Origin of the sequence: Paucidesulfovibrio gracilis DSM 16080 (assembly GCF_900167125.1) — a bacterium.
GTDB classification, from domain to species: domain Bacteria; phylum Desulfobacterota; class Desulfovibrionia; order Desulfovibrionales; family Desulfovibrionaceae; genus Paucidesulfovibrio; species Paucidesulfovibrio gracilis.
In genome coordinates, this window is record NZ_FUYC01000001.1 from 65,655 (window position 1) to 83,137 (window position 17,483).

The following is a 17,483-nucleotide window of genomic DNA, read 5'->3' on the forward strand; positions in this document are numbered from 1 at the left end:
CCGTAAGCCTTTGTTTTTTCTGGTAGGCGCGGAGGGATTTGAACCCCCGACCCTCTGCACGTCAAGCAGATGCTCTCCCCCTGAGCTACGCGCCTGTCTTCCCCTCAACGGGGAAGCACTATTTAGCCGTGCGCCCTTTGCTTGTCAACAGATTTACCACCATTTTTCCATTTTTTTTCTGCATGGACATGAAAAGCCGCTGTGGTATGATGCCATGCGTGATGCATACACCCAAAGCATTTCGTCGGCTGCCCCTGCCCTATAAACTGACCATCGCCGCCCTGGTGCTTCTCGGCCCGGCCCTGGTCCTCGGCGTATTCATGGAACTGGGCGCCCGCTACGACCTGCTCATCGGGCAGACCGAACTATCCGGCATACGCTATCTGCGCCCGGCCTTTTCCCTGCTCGACGCCATAGGCGACCACCAGTCCTACCATCTGCAACATCCGGATGCTCCTTCCAACGACCTTTCGCCGCCGTCCCAGAACGTCATCCAAAGCATACAGGCTGTGGAAACAGCGGTGCAGGCCGAAACAGCGACGCTCCGCGACTCGCCGTCCTTTCTCGCCGAAGACGCGCACCGCATGGACCCGATTCACCTCTGGAAGGCTTGGGAGGAGGTTGAAAACGCCCCGACTCCACAACATTACGATGCCTTCATGAGCACGCTGCTTGAGGCCATTTCCGCGGTCAGCGACTGCGCCAACCTCGCCCTGGACCCCGCCCTGGACAGCCACGCCCTGGCAACGGCCACGGCACTGACGTTGCCCCGTGTGAGCCGGGAACTTTCCCTCCTGGAACAAGCCGCTCTGGAATATCCGGGCGTCGGCCGATCCCCGGCCTTCCGGCAGTCGGCCCGAGACCGCATTATGCAGCGTCTGGGGTTGCTCCGCATGGGGCTGTTGGAAGAAGTGGGGACGCACTCCCAGCGTGCAATTATGGAAGACTCCAACTTTTACGACCACACGCCGGGACTGCATCGCAACTATGCCCCGGCGTTAAAACGCTTTCTGGCAGCTGCGGACATAACGGATGAAACCATGCTGCTCCTTTGCCACGGTCAACAACGCCCTGAAGAAGCGGCCCGGAGCGTAACGGCCACCCGTGACGCGCTGACCGCTCTGGCACTCACGGGACTGACCGAGCTGGATACCATGGTACGCCACCGCATCCGCTCCTACCATTCCTGGCGGCTTGCCGGACTCGGCAGCGGCGCGCTCGCGCTCCTTCTTGCTCTCGTGGTCATGGCCGCCATCTCCCATGACATGACACGCTCGGTCCGACTCGGTCTCAACTACGTCCGCCGTGTGGCTGGCGGGGACTATTCCGCCGAGGTGGATGACCGGGATCTCAGCCGCGACCTGGCCCAGTATACGCAGGGCGTCCGGCAGATGGTCACGGTCCTCAAGCAACAATTCGGATTCATGGACGGCGTGCTGCGCAACATGACCGTCCCCTGCCTCATCGTGGACAAGGACGAACGGCTCGCCTTTGTAAACAAGCCCTATCTTGACCTTTTTGAGATGGACTCTCCAGAGTCACAATATCTCGGACAATCATTCAACGACTTTTTTTATGACGGCAAGGCCAGCAACACCATTCTTGGGGAGGTTATGCGCCGAAAAAAGGAACGGCATAACCTGCTCATGTCCCTGCTTTCCGTACATGGCCGCCCGCTTACGATCCGCTATGACGCCAGCCCCCTCTATGATCTTGACGGAAACATCATCGGCGGCTTTGCCCTGTTCCTGGACTTTACGGAAATTCATGAACAACAAATTGAGATCGAACGACTTGCCGCGTTCCCCCGGGAAAATCCCAACCCGCTGTTTTCCATGGACGCAGCAGGCAAGGCGCTCTATCAAAACCCCGCGGCCAAAACAGCTCTTGAAGAACTGCACATCGAACGCGAGGAGCTGCTCCCGCCGAACCACGTGGATATCGTCCACACTGTGCTGAATACTCGCTCCTCCCGCCTGGACGTGGAATCCCGCCCCGGAGACCGCATCTACAGCTGGGCCTACCATCCTGTCCCAGACCAGGAGCAGGTCTATGTCTACGGCATGGACATCACACTGCGCCGCCGCATGGAGGAGCAGCTCACCCATGACGCCCTGCACGACGGGCTTACCGGGCTGCCGAACCGCTCCCTGCTCCAGGATCGAATGGAACAAGCTCTGGGCCGGGCCGGGCGGACCGCGAGTCAATCCCTGGCCCTGCTGTTCCTTGACCTGGACCGATTCAAAAACATCAATGACTCGCTGGGCCACGCCGCGGGGGACGATCTGCTCCTGCATTTCACAGACCGGCTGCGTGGAGTGCTCCCCGGTGACGCCACCCTGGCGCGGTTGGGCGGTGACGAATTCACCATTCTGCTGGAAGGTGTTGCCGGACCCGAACAAGCCTTGGCCTTTGCCGAAAATATCCACCGGGCCATGGCGGCTCCATTCCGCGTCAAAGGTCACGACCTTTTCGTCACGGTCAGCATCGGCATCGTTATGGAGTCCGAATCCCTTTCCGACGCCCAGGAGCTGCTACGCAACGCGGACACGGCCATGTACCGGGCAAAATCGGCAGGTCGCGCCCGCTCTGAATTATATGATGAAGCAATGCACAATGAAGCGAGGGAACGGCTAAGTCTGGAAATGGACATGCAGCACGGCCTGGACCGCGACGAATTCGAACCATATTATCAGCCTCTTGTGGATATTGAGACAGGTCGGCTCCACGGCTTTGAAGCGTTGGCCCGCTGGAACCATCCCACTCGCGGCTTGGTCTCTCCGGGCGTGTTCATCCCCATTGCCGAGGAATCCGGACTCATTGCCGCGCTGGGGCAGCAAATGCTCTTCCGCTCCCTCCGGCAACTGGCCCAGTGGCTTGCACTTTCCGACAACACCGCACCACTTAGCATGAGCGTGAATCTTTCTCCGGAACAGATTTCCCGGCCCGGCATTCTGCAGGAATTGGAACAGGCACTGCATGAAACCGGAGTCAACCCGGAACTGATCAAAATTGAGATCACGGAAAGCGGCGTCATCAACAACCCCCAATGCGCCCTGCGAATGCTCAAGGACATCAGCAAGCTGGGGGTGCGTCTGGCCGTGGACGACTTCGGCACCGGGTATTCGTCCCTTTCACACTTGAGCCGTTTCCCCTTTGACTGCATCAAAATCGACCAAAGCTTTGTCCGGGGTATGCTCAACAATACCAGAGATATGGAAATTGTCCGCTCCATCGTGGCCCTGGCCCATGGACTGGACAAACGCATCATTGCCGAAGGCATCGAAGAGATAAGCCAATTGCGCGAGCTGCAGCGTCTTGGTTGTCACCTGGGACAGGGCTTTTTGTTCTCCCCTCCGGTCCCGGCAAACAAGGCGCGGGATTTCGTGCAGAATAATCCAACCTGGTATTGACCTTGGTGGGCTTTCTTGCCACTACAGTAATGATGGTTCTTCCCATTATGTGGGGCAAGATCTAGGATAGCCAATGAAAAAAAGTTCTTTGGGCAAACGAAAAACAGAACGATTCGATCTGGAACTCCCGGCCTCGGTTTCCGTGGCCAAGTCTGGAGATGCCCAGGATCTCGTACAATTGCTTACGCGGGACATCTGCTCCCAAGGTGCGTTTCTCAATACCCGTGCGCCACTGCCGGAGGGAACGCAGGTCAACCTGAGGCTCATGGTTCCCCTGGACCACATCCCGGAACTCAAAGGCCGCCAATCGCAAATCCAGGCATCCGGCACCGTTGTACGAAGCCATGACAACGGCATGGCCATCCAGTTCGACCTTGGATACCAACTGCTACCCATTCGGCCGCACTTTTTTATCCATGTCACCGGAAAAAACAAACTGCTTAACGAGTTACTGACCCGGCACGTCACCGCGGAACTGGGAATGCGGGCAGATCACGGTCCCATGGAAAAGCTCGCCAAGCGGGCCGAGGAAGAAAACAGCACCACGTATCTCGCGCTGGTGGACTACCTGGACATTCGCGCCGGGTTGCCCCTTTCGGAACTGGAGGAGGCCATCGGGGTCAAGGGTGCGCAATGCGTGGTGGCCCTGTTCAATGCCCAGCGGGATCAGGTCATCGCAGACAGCGCTCTGCGGCATGGGGCCAGAGGCATCTTTTTTGCGGATGATTCGCTGGATCACGTGGCCCGGGGGCTGGAAGCCATCTCCAAAGGCGAACTCTGGTACGCCCGGGAAGTGCTCACGCGGGGGTTACAACGGGAAATCGACCCCGAATCCTCTCCGGCCATTCCAGACCCCCTCACACGCAAGGAAAAGGAAATCCTTGGGGCCGTGGCCGCTGGATCCACGAACAAGGAGATCGCCGAACAGCTCTTCATCAGCGTCCACACGGTCAAGACGCACCTTTACAACGTTTATCGTAAGATCAACGCCTCAAACAGACTTCAGGCCACACTCTGGGCCACCAAGAATCTGCAGCTCTAATCCCCGACTCTCACCACTCGCACGCGGCCCCCATGTGCCTTGAGCCGACAAAAAAGCGGCCCTTCCGAAAAAGAGCCGCTCTCGCGGGACATGCGTCCCCTTGATTCAAATAAATATCAATCTTGTTCGGCTGTTAAATGTTCCAAGGCTTCCTGGGCCAATCGGCCCACGCTCACAGACTGTACGGCGCCATTACGATACATCCGCAATTCCGCGTCATCGTCCAAAAGCGCTTGCAGCGGTTCGCGTGCGCTCTGCGCGCCCACCAGCCCCAAAGCCCATGCTGCCAGCCCCCTGTTCCAGGAGTCGGGTTCGTCCAACGCGGCCACAAGAAAACGTTCGGCATGGGCCACCTTGTCCGGTCGCACCTGCGCCAGACGGGCCAGCCCCCAAAACACGCCCCGCCGCAACTCCGGGTGGTCCAGAAAATTGCCGTCGCAATCCTCTTCGCAATAAATATAGGAAGCAAGGATAGTGTGGTATTCCTCCGCCAGCCGGGCGTTACCAGCCATTGCCTCGCCCATGGCCTCGGGAATACCCCAGCCCAGATTGCCGGACTCTTCATTCAGATACCACATCAACGTGCGCATGAGCACCCGGGCCGACTCCATGGCATCCTCGGCCAGACGAGCCACGACCCTGCCCAGAGCCACGGCCGCCCGCCAGCGGACCAATTCCTCCCGGTCCAACCGCAAGGCAAGAAGCGGTCCGGTGATGCGTCGTTCCGGCAAATGTGCAAAACCGTCAAGGCGTTGCTCCCAGTCCTCGGCCATCAACGCGGTGCGCATTTCCTGCTTCAGCTTTCGGAACGTTGCCATGCCGCCTCCCCGACCGGATTTCGGCCAACGGTTTGTCGGTGACCCTTCCCATCAGAACCCCGGGACCGCACTCCGTGAATCCGGTCCCGGGAATATCGTCCGCTACTTCAAATTCGTTTCGATTTCCTTAAGGAAATCTTCGGGAACGTCGTAGCCGCTCTCCTGAGCCTTGCCCACACATTCCTTGGCCTTGGCCCATTCGCCCTGCTCGGCATGCACCAACGCCAGATTGTTCCAGGCCGGGCCGAACTTGGGTTCCAGCTTCACGGCTTCCTCAAGCGATTTGACCGCTTCTTCCAGGTCGCCCAGACTGAAGTAGGCGCTACCCAGCGTGGCCAAAGCCTGCACGAACTTGTTGTCGTATTTGATGGCCCGCTTTAGGGATTGAACGGCTTTTTCCGTTTCGCCCATCTGGAGCTGGCAGAATCCGATGTTGCCCCAGGGTACGGCAAAAAAGGGACGCTGCTGCGTGGCCTGCACATTATAGGTCAGACAGGTCTTCATGTCCCCGCGCTGCATGGCAATGCCGCCGAGCTGCACATAGGCTTCGGCCAGCTTGGGCGAGTTGGCCACGGCCTCACGGAAGTAGCGCTCCGCCTCCATGAACTCACGCTTGGAAAGATAGGCCACGCCGAGATTGTACAGCGTGTTGCCGCATTCGCGGTTTTTGGCCAGTTTGGCCTTCAAGTCCGCGATATACTCGTCGGTGTTCTCGAACTGCTGCATTGTCTGCATCCTCATTGGGGTTACAATTTGAGCCCCCGCTCCTCCAGGAGCTTGGCGTACCATTGGCAAAACTCGAACAGTGGCCGCACCCGATCCGGGATGGTCACCAGCGTGACGTTCAATTCGGAAATGGCGTCCACATAGTCCTGTTCGGGTTCCCGGTTCAGGGACCGAAGAAACATATTGGTCAGCTCATGCGCCGTATGTCCGGTCACATCGCGCCGGATGTCGATGGGGTCAAACGGCTTGGCAAACGGATCCCACTGCTCGTAGCCGATCCGGTCCACGAACTTGCGGCGCCGGGGCGACATTTTGTCATAAATCGCCCTTTTTTGGGCTTCAAAGTCGTCTCGGATCGCTGCACACATGCCGCTTACTCCTCGTCGTCGGAGCCGCCAAGCACCACACTGAAGGACTTGTCCTTGCAGGTCGCGCAGGCGGATTCGTCCTTGTCGCAGCCATTGCAGGCGTCAGAGACCTTGTCCATGGAGGGGATCGGCGTTTCAGCCGTCTGCTCCTGGGCTGGCTGCTTTTCAGCTTCACCAGCGGACGGCACACCCAAGTACGACTCATCGTAGTCCGTCAGCAGGGCCATGGAAGGCGGGACCAGCATGGCGCCCAATTCGCTGTAGCGGGACTTGATGGCCAGAGCCAGATCGTGGCTCAGGTTCATGAGCGAGTCCTGCAATTTTTCCACATGCACGGTGGGGTAGGCCTTTCCGGGTTCAAAACCGGAACGCCCGCAGCTGTGGGGTTCGCCGTTGATATTCAGGGGCACGCCGTAAAGACGACATGTCAGGGGACGGTTTTCGTAGAGCACGCAGAGGTCGTCCTTGCCCAGCAAGGGACAGCGTACCCGGGCCTTGCCCATTTCCACCAGGATGTCTGCGGTGGAGCGCCCGTCCTGACTGGCACGGTAGGCGCGCCGTTTCAACCGGTGGATTTCGCGGTCCGCCTCATCCGCCCGGTCCAACACTTCGCTGCGCTCCATGCCGGTAAACCGTTCATTGAAATGATGGTTCAAATACAGCGCTTCCACGAGGCTGAGATCGAACAAGGCGTAACAACAGTCGCTGCACCCGCGGCCGCACCGGACCTGTTCGGGATACTGCTCCTGCACTTGAGCGAAGACGGCATCCACCTGGCGGATGATGTTTTCGTAGCGTTCAAAAAAAGGGCTGAGGTCCAATGCCATGCGATTCTCCTTCAACAATCGGGCCTTGATGATAGCTTGGGCTTTGGGGCGAATTCCTGCCCCGGCAGGATGTATCTAATGCTTTTCGCCGCTTCGTCAACCTGCCACGCCCAATGGGGCCGCGCCCATGGCAAAACCGCCGTGTTCTGGCATGAACGCGGAGCGTTCTGCCGTACCCGGCGGCAAAAAAAAGCAAAAGGCGGGAGCGATGGCGAACCACCACTCCCGCCTCCGTCATGACAAGGAAACGACTAGTCTTCCTCGATGGTGATGGCGTCCTGCTCGCAGACTTCCACGCAGGACTCACAGCCCAGACATTCTTCCATGTTCACGGGAACAGCCTTACCGTCCTGAAGCTCGTAAACCTCAACCGGGCAGACATCCACACATTCGCCGTCGCCGACACACTTGTCGTTATCGACCGTAACAGTGTAACCCATCTCAATTCCTCCGAGATCAGTTTTTTAGGGCGGCTATGCGCCCGTTCAACCAAATGTTTTCACCATCCGGTAACGGGCCCAATCGTCCCGGTCAAGTCCGGGGCTGACTCCGTTGCGGACTACGAATTTGCAGATATATGCCCGTCACCATCCTGTCAAGAAGAGAACCACATTCTCAACGATAAAAGCGGCAAATCGCGGTACGGATCCAGATCATTGACTTCCCGGCCAAGGTGCCTATTCTTCGAGGGTATTCTCGCGCCTTCGGAGTCCGTCCGGCCGCGCGCAAACCGCAACCGTCACAAGGACCGTCATGTTTACCAAGCAAGAGCTGCAAAAATACGCCCGCACCCTCTGGTGGGGTCTGTCCACGGCCCGCACCGGGGAATACAAGCCCGGCGACTTCGTGCTGCTGCGTTACGACCTGGATGCCCTGCCCCTGGCCGAGGCAATGTATGACCTGCTCATCGAACAAGGCATTGTTCCCGTGCCTCGCGCCGGATTGACGCCGAACATGGAACTCAGCTTTTACGGCAAGGGGTCCGAAGAACAAATCACGGCCATTCCCGCAGGCGACAAGGAATTTATGGCCAACGTTTCCGGAGTCATCTCCCTCATTGCTCCGGCCTCTCTGACGCACCTCAAGGAAGTGGACCCTTCCTATATCGGAAAAGCGGCCGTGGCCCGCAAGTTCATGCGTGACATCATGGAACAGCGCGAGATCAGCGGTGAACTGGGCTGGACCCTCTGCGCCTGGCCCACCAAGGCCATGGCCGACGCCGCAGGTTTGACACTGGACGAATACGCCCAACAGATTAAGAACGCCTGCTTTCTCGAGGACGACGACCCCGCCGCCACCTGGAGGAACGTCTTTGACGAAGCCCAGCAGGTCAAAGCCTGGCTCAACAGCCTGGATGTGGAAACCCTGCACGTGGAATCCGAGCACACGGATCTCATTGTGAATCCTGGCCACGACCGCCAATGGCTCGGCGTATCCGGCCACAACATCCCCAGCTTTGAGATTTTCCTCTCCCCGGATTGGCGGGACACGCGCGGCGTTTATTTCGCGGACCAGCCCTCGTTCCGCTCCGGTAACCTGGTGCGCGGCGTACGCCTGGAATTTGAAAAGGGCCGGGTCGTTCGCTCCGATGCCGAAGAAGGCGCGGACTTCGTGACCAAACAATTGAACATGGACAAGGGCGCCTCCCAACTCGGTGAATTTTCCCTCACGGACCGCCGTTTCTCCCGCATCAGTGCGTTCATGGCCAACACCCTGTTTGATGAAAACTTCGGCGGCGAACACGGTAACTGCCACGTGGCCGTGGGAGCTTCCTACGCGGACACCTACGCCGGGGACCAGCGTCAATTGGATGCGACCCGGAAGAAAGAATTGGGTTTCAACGAATCCGCCCTGCATTGGGATCTCGTAAACACGGAAAACAAGACCGTCACGGCCAAGCTCAAAGACGGTTCCTCCGTGGTGATCTACGAAAACGGCGAATTCCAATACTAATCGCCACAATGCCCTGGAATTGCGTCATGCGGCAGCCCACCTTCAGAAGCTCATCCCCCCGCATCAGCAGCCGCGTCTTTGCGGCGCTGTTTCTGGTTGGGATGTTTTTCCTTGCCTGGCCGCTTCCCGGTTCAGCCCAGGACGATCCATCGGTGGAACAGTTGGCCGAGTTCCTGAACACCACGATCTATCAGGAGCTTATTCTCTCCCAGTGGCAGCGGCAGAGCATGGTCCTATGCGGGGAACCATCCCAGCCAGGCCCGCTCCGCCATGCCGGACTTTCCGTGTACGAACGGGTGGACTTTGACAACGGCCGTCCCCACAACGGAATCTGGGCCGACCGGTATCGCGGCAGGGCATGCGGCCGAGAACGGCAATTCAACTTTCTGTTCACGGCTCAAAATGGCCAGATGGTGGTTCGGCACATGCTCCCGGGTCGCACCGAGGCACCGCCGCGCCTGCAACTCGACACCATGAAGGCGGCGCTGCCCCGGCTCATGGACCGGCATCCCGAATGCCAGAGCTTTATTCCCGTCAACAGCGAATTGGAACGGGCGCCCCGGCACGTCAATGACGCTTGGTCCGAGCTTTGGACCTTTGACGCGTGCGGCCAGCTCAGCGTGGTACGTGTTGAATTCACTCCGGACCGTCAGGGCGGCACGTATTACAAGGTTCATTAACCGTTTTTCACACGACCTCGCCTCCCTGACACGAAAAAAGGCCGGAATTCCCTGCGGAATCCCGGCCTTTGTTTTCCTGTCTTGTACAGGCGATCAACGGCCATCAGGAGGTGGTCACGTTATCCACCTTGTCGGCACGCTCCCAGTCCTCCACCTGCGACTCGTCCTCCACTTCCTCCCAGCCCGTAAACATGGCCTGGATATGCGCCGTGACCGAATGTCCGGTGGTGGTCATATACACATGCACCACATAGAACATCAGGATCAGGAAGGCTCCGACAACATGGAGGTTGGCCACCAGCCCCAGGTCGTTCAGCGCCAATTCGTTGTAGTAGTAGTAGACAAGGCCGGTAGCCAGCATGATGGGAATAAGCACGGACGCCAACCCCAGATACGTAAGACGCTGGAGCGGATTGTGCTTGGCCTCTCGCTTCTTCTGCACGGGATGCGGCTCGCCCCGGAAAATCCCGAAGGCGTAATAGCGCATCACCACCAGCAGCCGCTTTGTGGTGGGAATATACTGCTTCCACTCACCGGTGGTCAGCAGCCAGAAGGCGATGAAGACATAAAGAATCACCCAGGAGATCCCGGCAGTGGCATGGATGTCCACGGCCTGTTCAAACCCGAACAGGGTGTACACACCATGCACCTCAAAACCGGTTACAAGCAGCAGGGTGATGAGCACGGCCTGGACCCAATGCCAGAAGCGCTCAAACTTGGAATACAGATAAATCCGCTTCATATTCAATTGTGACATGGTTATCCCTCCCTGCGATTTCGTGCAAAGAGCCGCAGCAGCCCGTGGATGAGCACGGCCAGAAGCGACCCGACCACACCGGCCCACCCGAGGTAATCAATGGCCTTCACGCTGTCGCGGCCGGGCATGTAAAAGCCGGAAAGATCCGCGAGGCGTCCCTGCTTGGCGTGGCATTCCACGCAGGGAACCACGTTGTCCTTGGGTGCCACCATGTGGGTGGTCGGATAGGCAAACGCGGTTTCCACGAAACCGAACTCACCGGAAAACGGCACGTCCGCGTATTCCATGCCCTGGGCCAAGGCCTTATGCCAGTCAAAGTTTTTCCAATACGCGGTCTTGTCGTCCTTGCCCGAAGGGAACAGATGCGGAATGGCCATGGTGTTGTTCACGGAGTCATACGGGGTCTTGCCGCGATGCACCTTGAAAGGCATGATCCGGGCGTTGGGATCGCTCCGGTCGCCCATGGGCCATTGCAGCCGGACCTCTTCCGAAGGATCGATGCGGTCTTCGGCCGTGGTGGTGGTCATGGCGCCGTTGAACCAATGGTACTCTGGAACCACGTCCTTGGCCCACACGAACTCACCCTTCTTCTTCACGTAGTCGGGCTTGCCGTATTCATCCATAACGGCCTTGCGTTCCTTGTCCCCGGCCTTGGACCAATCCCACCACATCTTGGTGGGCTTGACCCGCGCGAAGGTGGGAATGTGACAACTCTGGCAGGCCACACGGTCGGTGTGGTCGTTCATTTTCTGATCCCCATGCGGATCCGCGGTGTGGCAGGACTCGCACATGATCTTGGGTTGCAGGTCATGTTCCACCAGACTCTTGCGTTCCATGACCGCGGGGTTGGAATAAATGCGTCCCGCAATGTCGTGGGCCTTGGTGGTATGGCACCGGATACAGGCGAACTCCTGCCCGCCGGAATCCTTGGTGCCCATATGCACATCCAGGTGCTTATCGGGATGGGAAAGACTTGAATCCAGGTCACCATGCTTCACAGCATCCCCGCCACCACCGTAAAAGTGGCAGGTTCCGCAGTTGGTCCGATCCGGGCGGCCCACGCTCTGCGCCACTTCGGCCCAATTGGGTGCGTAAAACACCTTTCCACTGCTGAACGTTTTGCCCTTTTGTTCGCCGGGGTTCTCAGGATCCGCGATCCAGGGCGCGGGATACCCCGCCATGGTCGGAAACTTCTGATACTCCCCGGTCTGATCGTGGCAGACCAGACAGTCCACGGTCTCGGGGTTTGCAAAATCAAAATCCTTGCTTTCCCATCCATAGCCCGCATGGCAGGACGTACAACGCGGCTCATTGGACGGTACGGCCACACAAAAATTGTTCACCGTCAATCCGCCCTTACCGATTTTACGTTCCGGATCGGAAATAGGATCCCTCCAGGTCCAGTGAATGGTCTGGTGGAACTGAATGGCCGCCTTGTTGTGACAGCCCAGACAAGCCCGCGTCACCTCCGGTCCCTTGAATGACCGCTGTTTCACGGGATCGAACTGCAATTCCTGAAACTTGGAATGATCCGCGGTAATAGGTGCATGAGAAGTCATGGTCGCCTGACGCGCCATGAGCCTCCCCGGGGCATTTTCATCGGCCCGGACCGTTCCGGCCGACACGATGAGAAAAAGCATCGCGCCAACGGTCAAGCCCACAATACTCCACTGCTGCCTCATGATCCGTTTACCTCCCTCTACACATTCGGACTTCGGTTCTCCCTCTTGCATATGTTCCTTCGGCCCTACGGCCTGTGTTCCGATTCAATGCCTCCCGGCAACGGCATACGCCCGTCGCCCCATCAGCCGCGCCCATACCGCGGCCAATCCCAAAAGCAGCACCAGGCCCAGATGGGTCCAATCCACGAGCATGACCGTAAATGGCTCCAAAGACACGCCCGGCTGATTTTTATACATGCGCAGCGCCCCGGTCCCGACAATGCCGAGCAACAGGACCACACGCACCAGCCCTGTCCGCGTGAGGCGCATGGAACCGGACCACTCCCGCAACCAACGGGCGGACACGTAGCCCAGCAACGCCAGGAGCAAAGCCGCGCCCACGTAATGCACCATGTGCGTGAAGTAGTAGTCGCTGAGCCATCCCAATCCTGGGATATCCGCGATATAATATCTTTTGAAGATGGGCATCTGCGCCAGGCCCGTGACCGTAAGCGCAGCCACCAGCAGGACAAACAACCGGCTCAGAGAGCGCGGCAACGGCGATCTAGTCATGACGGCCCTCCTGATCCCCGGTCCGGTTCTCCACACCGTTGGTTCCGGCCGTAGCATCCGGCCGATGGGACGACGACGGTTTGCCGAACATGGCCCTGCCCGCGGCCAGCACCCCGGCAGCAACGCCCGCAAACGGCGCGATCAACGCGGCCTCGGCCAGATTTTCTTCATACCCCATCATGTCGGGGAACGGCTCCAGTCCTGGCCGCCCTTTGGCGGAATCCACCTGCCCGCCCCGCTCCAGGGCGGCATGCAGTTTGTCAAAGGGAACCGGCGAAACATACAAAGTATTGGTTCCGCCATTTTCATGCTCCCCATACACAAACCCGCCGATCTCCTCGGCCAAGGCGTGAGCCTGCTCCACGATCCGCTCCCGCGGACCAATGGTCTGCACGTCATACGGACAGGCGCTCACGCAAGCCGGAGTCTCCCCTTGCGCTACCAACTGAAAACAGCGATCGCACTTATACATGACCCCATTGCCCGCCAGGGACGGCATAAGATCAAGATACAGCCCTACTCCTGTCTGACGCTGGGGAATATGCCAGGGACACACGGAGCGGCACTTGGAACCGCCCAGGCAAACTTTGTCGTTGATGCGCACGATGCCGTTGGTCTCCCGGCCCGCAGCGCCCCAGGGGCAAAGATTCGCGCAGGGCGGATTTTGGCAATGCATGCAACGCCGGGGGATATTCACTTCATGGATCTGCCCTTGGTGCTCCACCTCGGCATATTGCAAAAACAACCAGTTGTACGGGGTCAAACGGTCGTCCACATCACGCTTTTCCGACCAATCCGCCACCTTGACCCGATCGGGATACATGCGTGGAAACGGCTTTTCCGGCTCCGGGAATTTGCCGGCATTGGACTCCCGACAGGCATCCACGCAAGCGCCGCAGCCCACGCATTTGGTCAGATCATGCAACGTGGCCAGCTCCTGGCCCGGAGAGCTTTGCACCCGTTCCTGCGCGGCGCGGCCACCCGCCGGAACCAGCGCGCCCCCGGCCACGGCAACGCCCCCGACTCCCAAGGCACGCAAAAAACCCCGGCGGGTCATTCCCCCTGACGTATTGTTTGACATGTCGTTTTCCTCAACTTCCATTATTTTCATACGTTTTTCGTTCCAATCATAGCAGGAAACATGCCGTTTGTGCAAAAAAAACCATAACAGCGTTCAACGCTGACCGCATGGGGATCCGCCGCTTTTTGCGATCCCGGACTTGTGTTCGGTGCCGCACCTGCGTATACGCTTGCATATACACCTGTTCAAAATTTAACAGCTGGAGCCGTTATGACGGAACAGGAGATCAATCTCTATCTACGGGAAATTTTGAACACCATGCAGGACGGGCTGTTTCTGACACGGCCCGACGGAACCATCATGATGGTCAACGACGCGCTGGTGCGAATGACGGGCTATAGTCGCGAAGAACTGCTCAACGCTCCCTGCTGCGTGTTGGACTGCGACGTTTGCCACCGCTCCCGAGCCGAAGGGCAAAAGCACTGGTGTCGGCTTTTCAAGGTCCGCCGGGAAAATATGAAAAGCTGCCACATCCGGCGCAAGGACGGGGAATACATTCATGTGGTCAAAAACGCCTCCCTGCTCGAAGACGGCGACGGGATCGTGCTCGGTGCCGTGGAAACCCTCACGGACATCACGGAACTGGATGCGCGGGACCGCAAAATCAAGGAGCTTTCCCGGCTGCTGGACGGGGAACACCGCTTTTACGGCATGGTGGGACACAGCACGGTCATGCGCAACGTCTTTGCGCTGCTGGAGCGCGCCGCGCAGTCCGACGCCCCTGTGATCATTCACGGCGAATCCGGAACGGGCAAGGAACTGGCCGCCGCCGCTATTCACGCCCTGGGTCCGCGACGCGACGGACCGTTCGTGCAAATCAATTGCGCCGCGTTGAACGAATCCCTGCTGGAAAGTGAAATATTCGGGCACGTCAAGGGGGCGTTCACCGGCGCATACCGCCACCGCAAGGGAAGATTTGAGGAGGCCCGGGGCGGAGACGTCTTTTTGGATGAAATCGGAGACATTCCGCCTGCCGTGCAGGTCAAGCTGTTGCGGGTCTTGGAAACCCGCAGCTTTGAACGGGTCGGGGACAATCGCCCCCTGCGGCTCGATGCCCGGCTGATTTCCGCCACCAACCAGGATCTGCGGTCGCTCGTGGACCAGGGCCGCTTTCGCAAAGACTTTTTTTACCGCATCAACGTTATCCCCATCCATCTGCCGCCATTGCGCGAACGGCGGGAGGACATCCCGCTCCTGGCCGAACACTTTTTAAAACAACACGGCCGGGCTGTTGACCAGGACTCCACAAACTCCCCGGAAACGCATCGGATTCCTTCTGCCAATTCCATCGGCACCCAGGCCATGGAACGGCTCATGGAGTATTCCTGGCCCGGCAACGTGCGGGAACTGAAAAGCGCCTTGGAATACGCCGGAGTGGTCTGTCGAGAGGAGGTTATCGGCCCGGAACATTTGCCGCCACAACTCACGGCGCCCCGGACCAGCGTTGGACGAACGAATCTTTCACCCGCCTCTGTTGCGGGAACGCGGGATGAGCGCCAAAAACAGGAATTGGTTCACGCGCTGCGCGAGACCAACGGCAACAAGTCCGCAACGGCACGCCTTCTGGGAATCAGCCGGGTAACGGTGTTGAACAGGATGCGAAAATACGGAATCGACCTGCAAAAAAAGCTCATCTCATGACCAGCGATAACGTTTTTGTCAAATAGCAAAAAAGATTTTCGCTGGACACAATGAATAGTTAACATTATAGATAGCACAGCCGAACGGAGCGTCCGCTCCCCATCAATCGGCTCCCGTCCTCAAACAGCCTCCATGGCTTTCCAGCGGCATATTCTGCTGTGCAAATACGGAAAAGGAGCCTCATGAGCAGTACGAAAAACTCAGCCACACTCACCTTTGACGGCAAAACCATCGAACTGCCCGTTGTTCGCGGCAGCGAAGACGAATACGGAATCGACATCACCCGACTGCGGCAGGACACCGGACTGATCACCTACGATCCCGGCTTCGGCAATACCGGATCCTGCTCTTCGTCCGTCACTTTCGTGAACGGTGAGGAAGGCGCCCTGCACTATCGCGGCTATCCCATCGAGGAAATCGCGGAGCATTGTTCCTTTATCGAAACAGCCTATCTTTTGATCTTCGGCTATCTGCCCACCAGGGATCAACTGCAACATTTTTCCACCCTGCTCACGGAGCAGGAGCTACTGCATGAAGGCCTGCGGCATCACTTCGACGGGTTCCCCTCCCAGGGGCATCCCATGGCCATTCTCTCCGCCGTGATCAACTCCCTTGGATGCTACCATCCCGACCTGCTGGAACTGGAAAGCAAGGACCAGTTCCTGCTGGCGGTATCGAAAATCATTTCCAAAGTACGCACCATTGCGGCCTGGGCCTACCGCAAATCCATCGGGCGGCCATTCATGTACCCGAATCCAAGTCTGTCCTATTGCCGCAACTTCCTGCACATGATGTTCTCCATTCCGAACAAAATATACGACGCACCGCAGGAGGCCGTCCGCGCCTTGTCCCTGTTCTTCATCCTGCACGCGGATCATGAACAGAACTGCTCCTGCTCCACCGTGCGCATGGTCGGTTCCACGCAGGCCAACCTGTTCGCTTCGGTTTCGGCGGGCATATGCGCGTTGTGGGGCAAACTGCACGGCGGCGCCAACGCCGCGGTCATCGACATGCTCACCACCATCCGGGAGCAGGACATCCCGGTGAAGGAGTACATTGAGCGGGTCAAAAACAAGGAATTCCGGCTCATGGGCTTTGGCCACCGGATCTACAAAAACTTTGATCCCCGGTCCCAAATCCTGCGCAAGGCCGCCTACGACCTGCTGGAAAAAACCGGCAACCACGACCCGCTCCTGGATACAGCCATGGAGTTGGGCGAGGCCGCGCTTTCCGACGACTACTTCCTGGAACGCAAGCTTTATCCCAACGTGGACTTTTACTCGGGCATCATCCTCCGGACCCTGGGCATCCCAGTGAACATGTTCCCGGTGATGTTCGCCATCGGGCGCATGCCCGGCTGGGTTGCCCATTGGTATGAAGACTTCCAGAATCCGGCCATGCGCATCCATCGGCCCCGGCAAATCTACACCGGCGCTCGTCGCCGCCCGGTCGTCCCCATGAACAAACGTAAAAAACCGGGTGAACCTGCCGAGTAAAAAAAACTGAAAAAAAGGGTTGCCAAGCGGAGACAGGGCGTATATACACCATCTTCGCACGGCGCGGAAGACGCCGAAACACAGCTCTTTTTACATGTGCCCGGATGGCGGAACTGGTAGACGCGCATGGTTCAGGACCATGTTCCCTTACGGGAGTGGAGGTTCGATTCCTCTTCCGGGCACCACTTGAGTATATACCCCGATCTTGTATCGGGGTTTTTTTGTGGGCTGTTCCTCTCTGGGAATCCAGATCCCAACTTGCCACGGTCCGGCTTTGTTTCCGGGCCATGGAGGTTCGCGCCTCACCCTGCTGCAACGGCACCGACAAACACGGTTGCCCGGTCTCCCCCAATCCCGATTCCCTTATCCGCTCGCGCCAATCTCCCAGGCTCTGCCCACAAAGGCTTTTCCCAGCTACTCAACCTTTTTCTTCCGTAATTTCGTTCC

The 17,483-nt window shown here is 58.4% G+C and carries 15 protein-coding genes and 2 tRNA genes; 7 read left to right on the top strand and 10 right to left on the bottom strand.

Annotation, left to right across the window (positions count from 1 at the left end):
• Positions 1-20: 20 nt before the first annotated feature.
• Positions 21-95: transfer RNA gene (locus tag B5D49_RS00295), tRNA-Val, on the bottom strand.
• A gap of 126 nt (positions 96-221) precedes the next feature.
• Between B5D49_RS00295 and B5D49_RS00300 the strand changes: the two genes are divergently transcribed.
• Both B5D49_RS00300 and B5D49_RS00305 read left to right on the top strand, forming a co-directional pair.
• Positions 222-3,413, top strand: a complete 3,192-nt coding sequence (locus B5D49_RS00300) for a sensor domain-containing protein (RefSeq protein ID WP_159447077.1) — start codon at positions 222-224, stop codon at positions 3,411-3,413.
• A 73-nt stretch (positions 3,414-3,486) separates the two neighbouring features.
• A complete protein-coding gene (locus tag B5D49_RS00305; protein WP_078715659.1) occupies positions 3,487-4,455 on the top strand; it encodes a LuxR C-terminal-related transcriptional regulator in 969 nt (322 codons plus the stop codon).
• 116 nt (positions 4,456-4,571) lie between these two features.
• Here B5D49_RS00305 and B5D49_RS00310 read toward each other — a convergent pair whose 3' ends face one another.
• The 5 genes from B5D49_RS00310 to B5D49_RS00330 form a co-directional block, all read right to left on the bottom strand.
• On the bottom strand, positions 4,572-5,273 hold the full coding sequence (locus tag B5D49_RS00310; RefSeq protein WP_078715660.1) for a DVU0298 family protein: 702 nt from the start codon (positions 5,271-5,273) through the stop codon (positions 4,572-4,574).
• Between the two features lie 102 nt (positions 5,274-5,375).
• Positions 5,376-5,999 (bottom strand): tetratricopeptide repeat protein, encoded by a 624-nt coding sequence (locus B5D49_RS00315; RefSeq protein WP_078715661.1) that lies wholly within the window; start codon positions 5,997-5,999, stop codon positions 5,376-5,378.
• Positions 6,000-6,019: 20 nt separating this feature from the next.
• Positions 6,020-6,367: a hypothetical protein gene (locus B5D49_RS00320; protein ID WP_078715662.1), complete on the bottom strand. Its 348-nt coding sequence runs from the start codon at positions 6,365-6,367 to the stop codon at positions 6,020-6,022.
• Between the two features lie 5 nt (positions 6,368-6,372).
• Entirely contained in the window at positions 6,373-7,194 is an 822-nt protein-coding gene (locus B5D49_RS00325; RefSeq protein ID WP_078715663.1) for a YkgJ family cysteine cluster protein, read from the bottom strand.
• Between the two features lie 251 nt (positions 7,195-7,445).
• Entirely contained in the window at positions 7,446-7,634 is a 189-nt protein-coding gene (locus B5D49_RS00330) for a ferredoxin (protein ID WP_078715664.1), read from the bottom strand.
• A 313-nt stretch (positions 7,635-7,947) separates the two neighbouring features.
• On the opposite strand from B5D49_RS00330, the gene B5D49_RS00335 reads away from it, so the two are divergent.
• Both B5D49_RS00335 and B5D49_RS00340 read left to right on the top strand, forming a co-directional pair.
• Positions 7,948-9,147 (top strand): aminopeptidase, encoded by a 1,200-nt coding sequence (locus tag B5D49_RS00335; protein ID WP_078715665.1) that lies wholly within the window; start codon positions 7,948-7,950, stop codon positions 9,145-9,147.
• Between the two features lie 26 nt (positions 9,148-9,173).
• Complete coding sequence (locus B5D49_RS00340; protein ID WP_078715666.1) at positions 9,174-9,827, top strand: hypothetical protein; 654 nt, start codon at positions 9,174-9,176, stop codon at positions 9,825-9,827.
• A 103-nt stretch (positions 9,828-9,930) separates the two neighbouring features.
• Here B5D49_RS00340 and B5D49_RS00345 read toward each other — a convergent pair whose 3' ends face one another.
• The 4 genes from B5D49_RS00345 to B5D49_RS00360 form a co-directional block, all read right to left on the bottom strand.
• On the bottom strand, positions 9,931-10,584 hold the full coding sequence (locus tag B5D49_RS00345) for a cytochrome b/b6 domain-containing protein (protein WP_078715667.1): 654 nt from the start codon (positions 10,582-10,584) through the stop codon (positions 9,931-9,933).
• Between the two features lie 2 nt (positions 10,585-10,586).
• Positions 10,587-12,224 carry a tetrathionate reductase family octaheme c-type cytochrome gene (locus tag B5D49_RS00350; RefSeq protein WP_144019057.1) on the bottom strand — a complete coding sequence of 546 codons (1,638 nt, stop codon included), beginning with the start codon at positions 12,222-12,224 and terminating at the stop codon, positions 10,587-10,589.
• A 126-nt stretch (positions 12,225-12,350) separates the two neighbouring features.
• Positions 12,351-12,818 (bottom strand): hypothetical protein, encoded by a 468-nt coding sequence (locus tag B5D49_RS00355; RefSeq protein ID WP_078715669.1) that lies wholly within the window; start codon positions 12,816-12,818, stop codon positions 12,351-12,353.
• Positions 12,811-13,899 carry a 4Fe-4S dicluster domain-containing protein gene (locus B5D49_RS00360; RefSeq protein WP_078716020.1) on the bottom strand — a complete coding sequence of 363 codons (1,089 nt, stop codon included), beginning with the start codon at positions 13,897-13,899 and terminating at the stop codon, positions 12,811-12,813. The genes B5D49_RS00355 and B5D49_RS00360 overlap by 8 nt, the downstream gene beginning before the upstream one ends.
• Positions 13,900-14,109: 210 nt before the next feature.
• On the opposite strand from B5D49_RS00360, the gene B5D49_RS00365 reads away from it, so the two are divergent.
• The 3 genes from B5D49_RS00365 (at position 14,110) to B5D49_RS00375 (ending at position 17,221) form a co-directional block, all read left to right on the top strand.
• On the top strand, positions 14,110-15,540 hold the full coding sequence (locus B5D49_RS00365) for a sigma-54 interaction domain-containing protein (protein ID WP_078715670.1): 1,431 nt from the start codon (positions 14,110-14,112) through the stop codon (positions 15,538-15,540).
• A 182-nt stretch (positions 15,541-15,722) separates the two neighbouring features.
• Complete coding sequence (locus B5D49_RS00370; protein WP_078715671.1) at positions 15,723-17,036, top strand: citrate synthase; 1,314 nt, start codon at positions 15,723-15,725, stop codon at positions 17,034-17,036.
• A gap of 98 nt (positions 17,037-17,134) precedes the next feature.
• Positions 17,135-17,221: transfer RNA gene (locus B5D49_RS00375), tRNA-Leu, on the top strand.
• Positions 17,222-17,483: the final 262 nt, after the last annotated feature.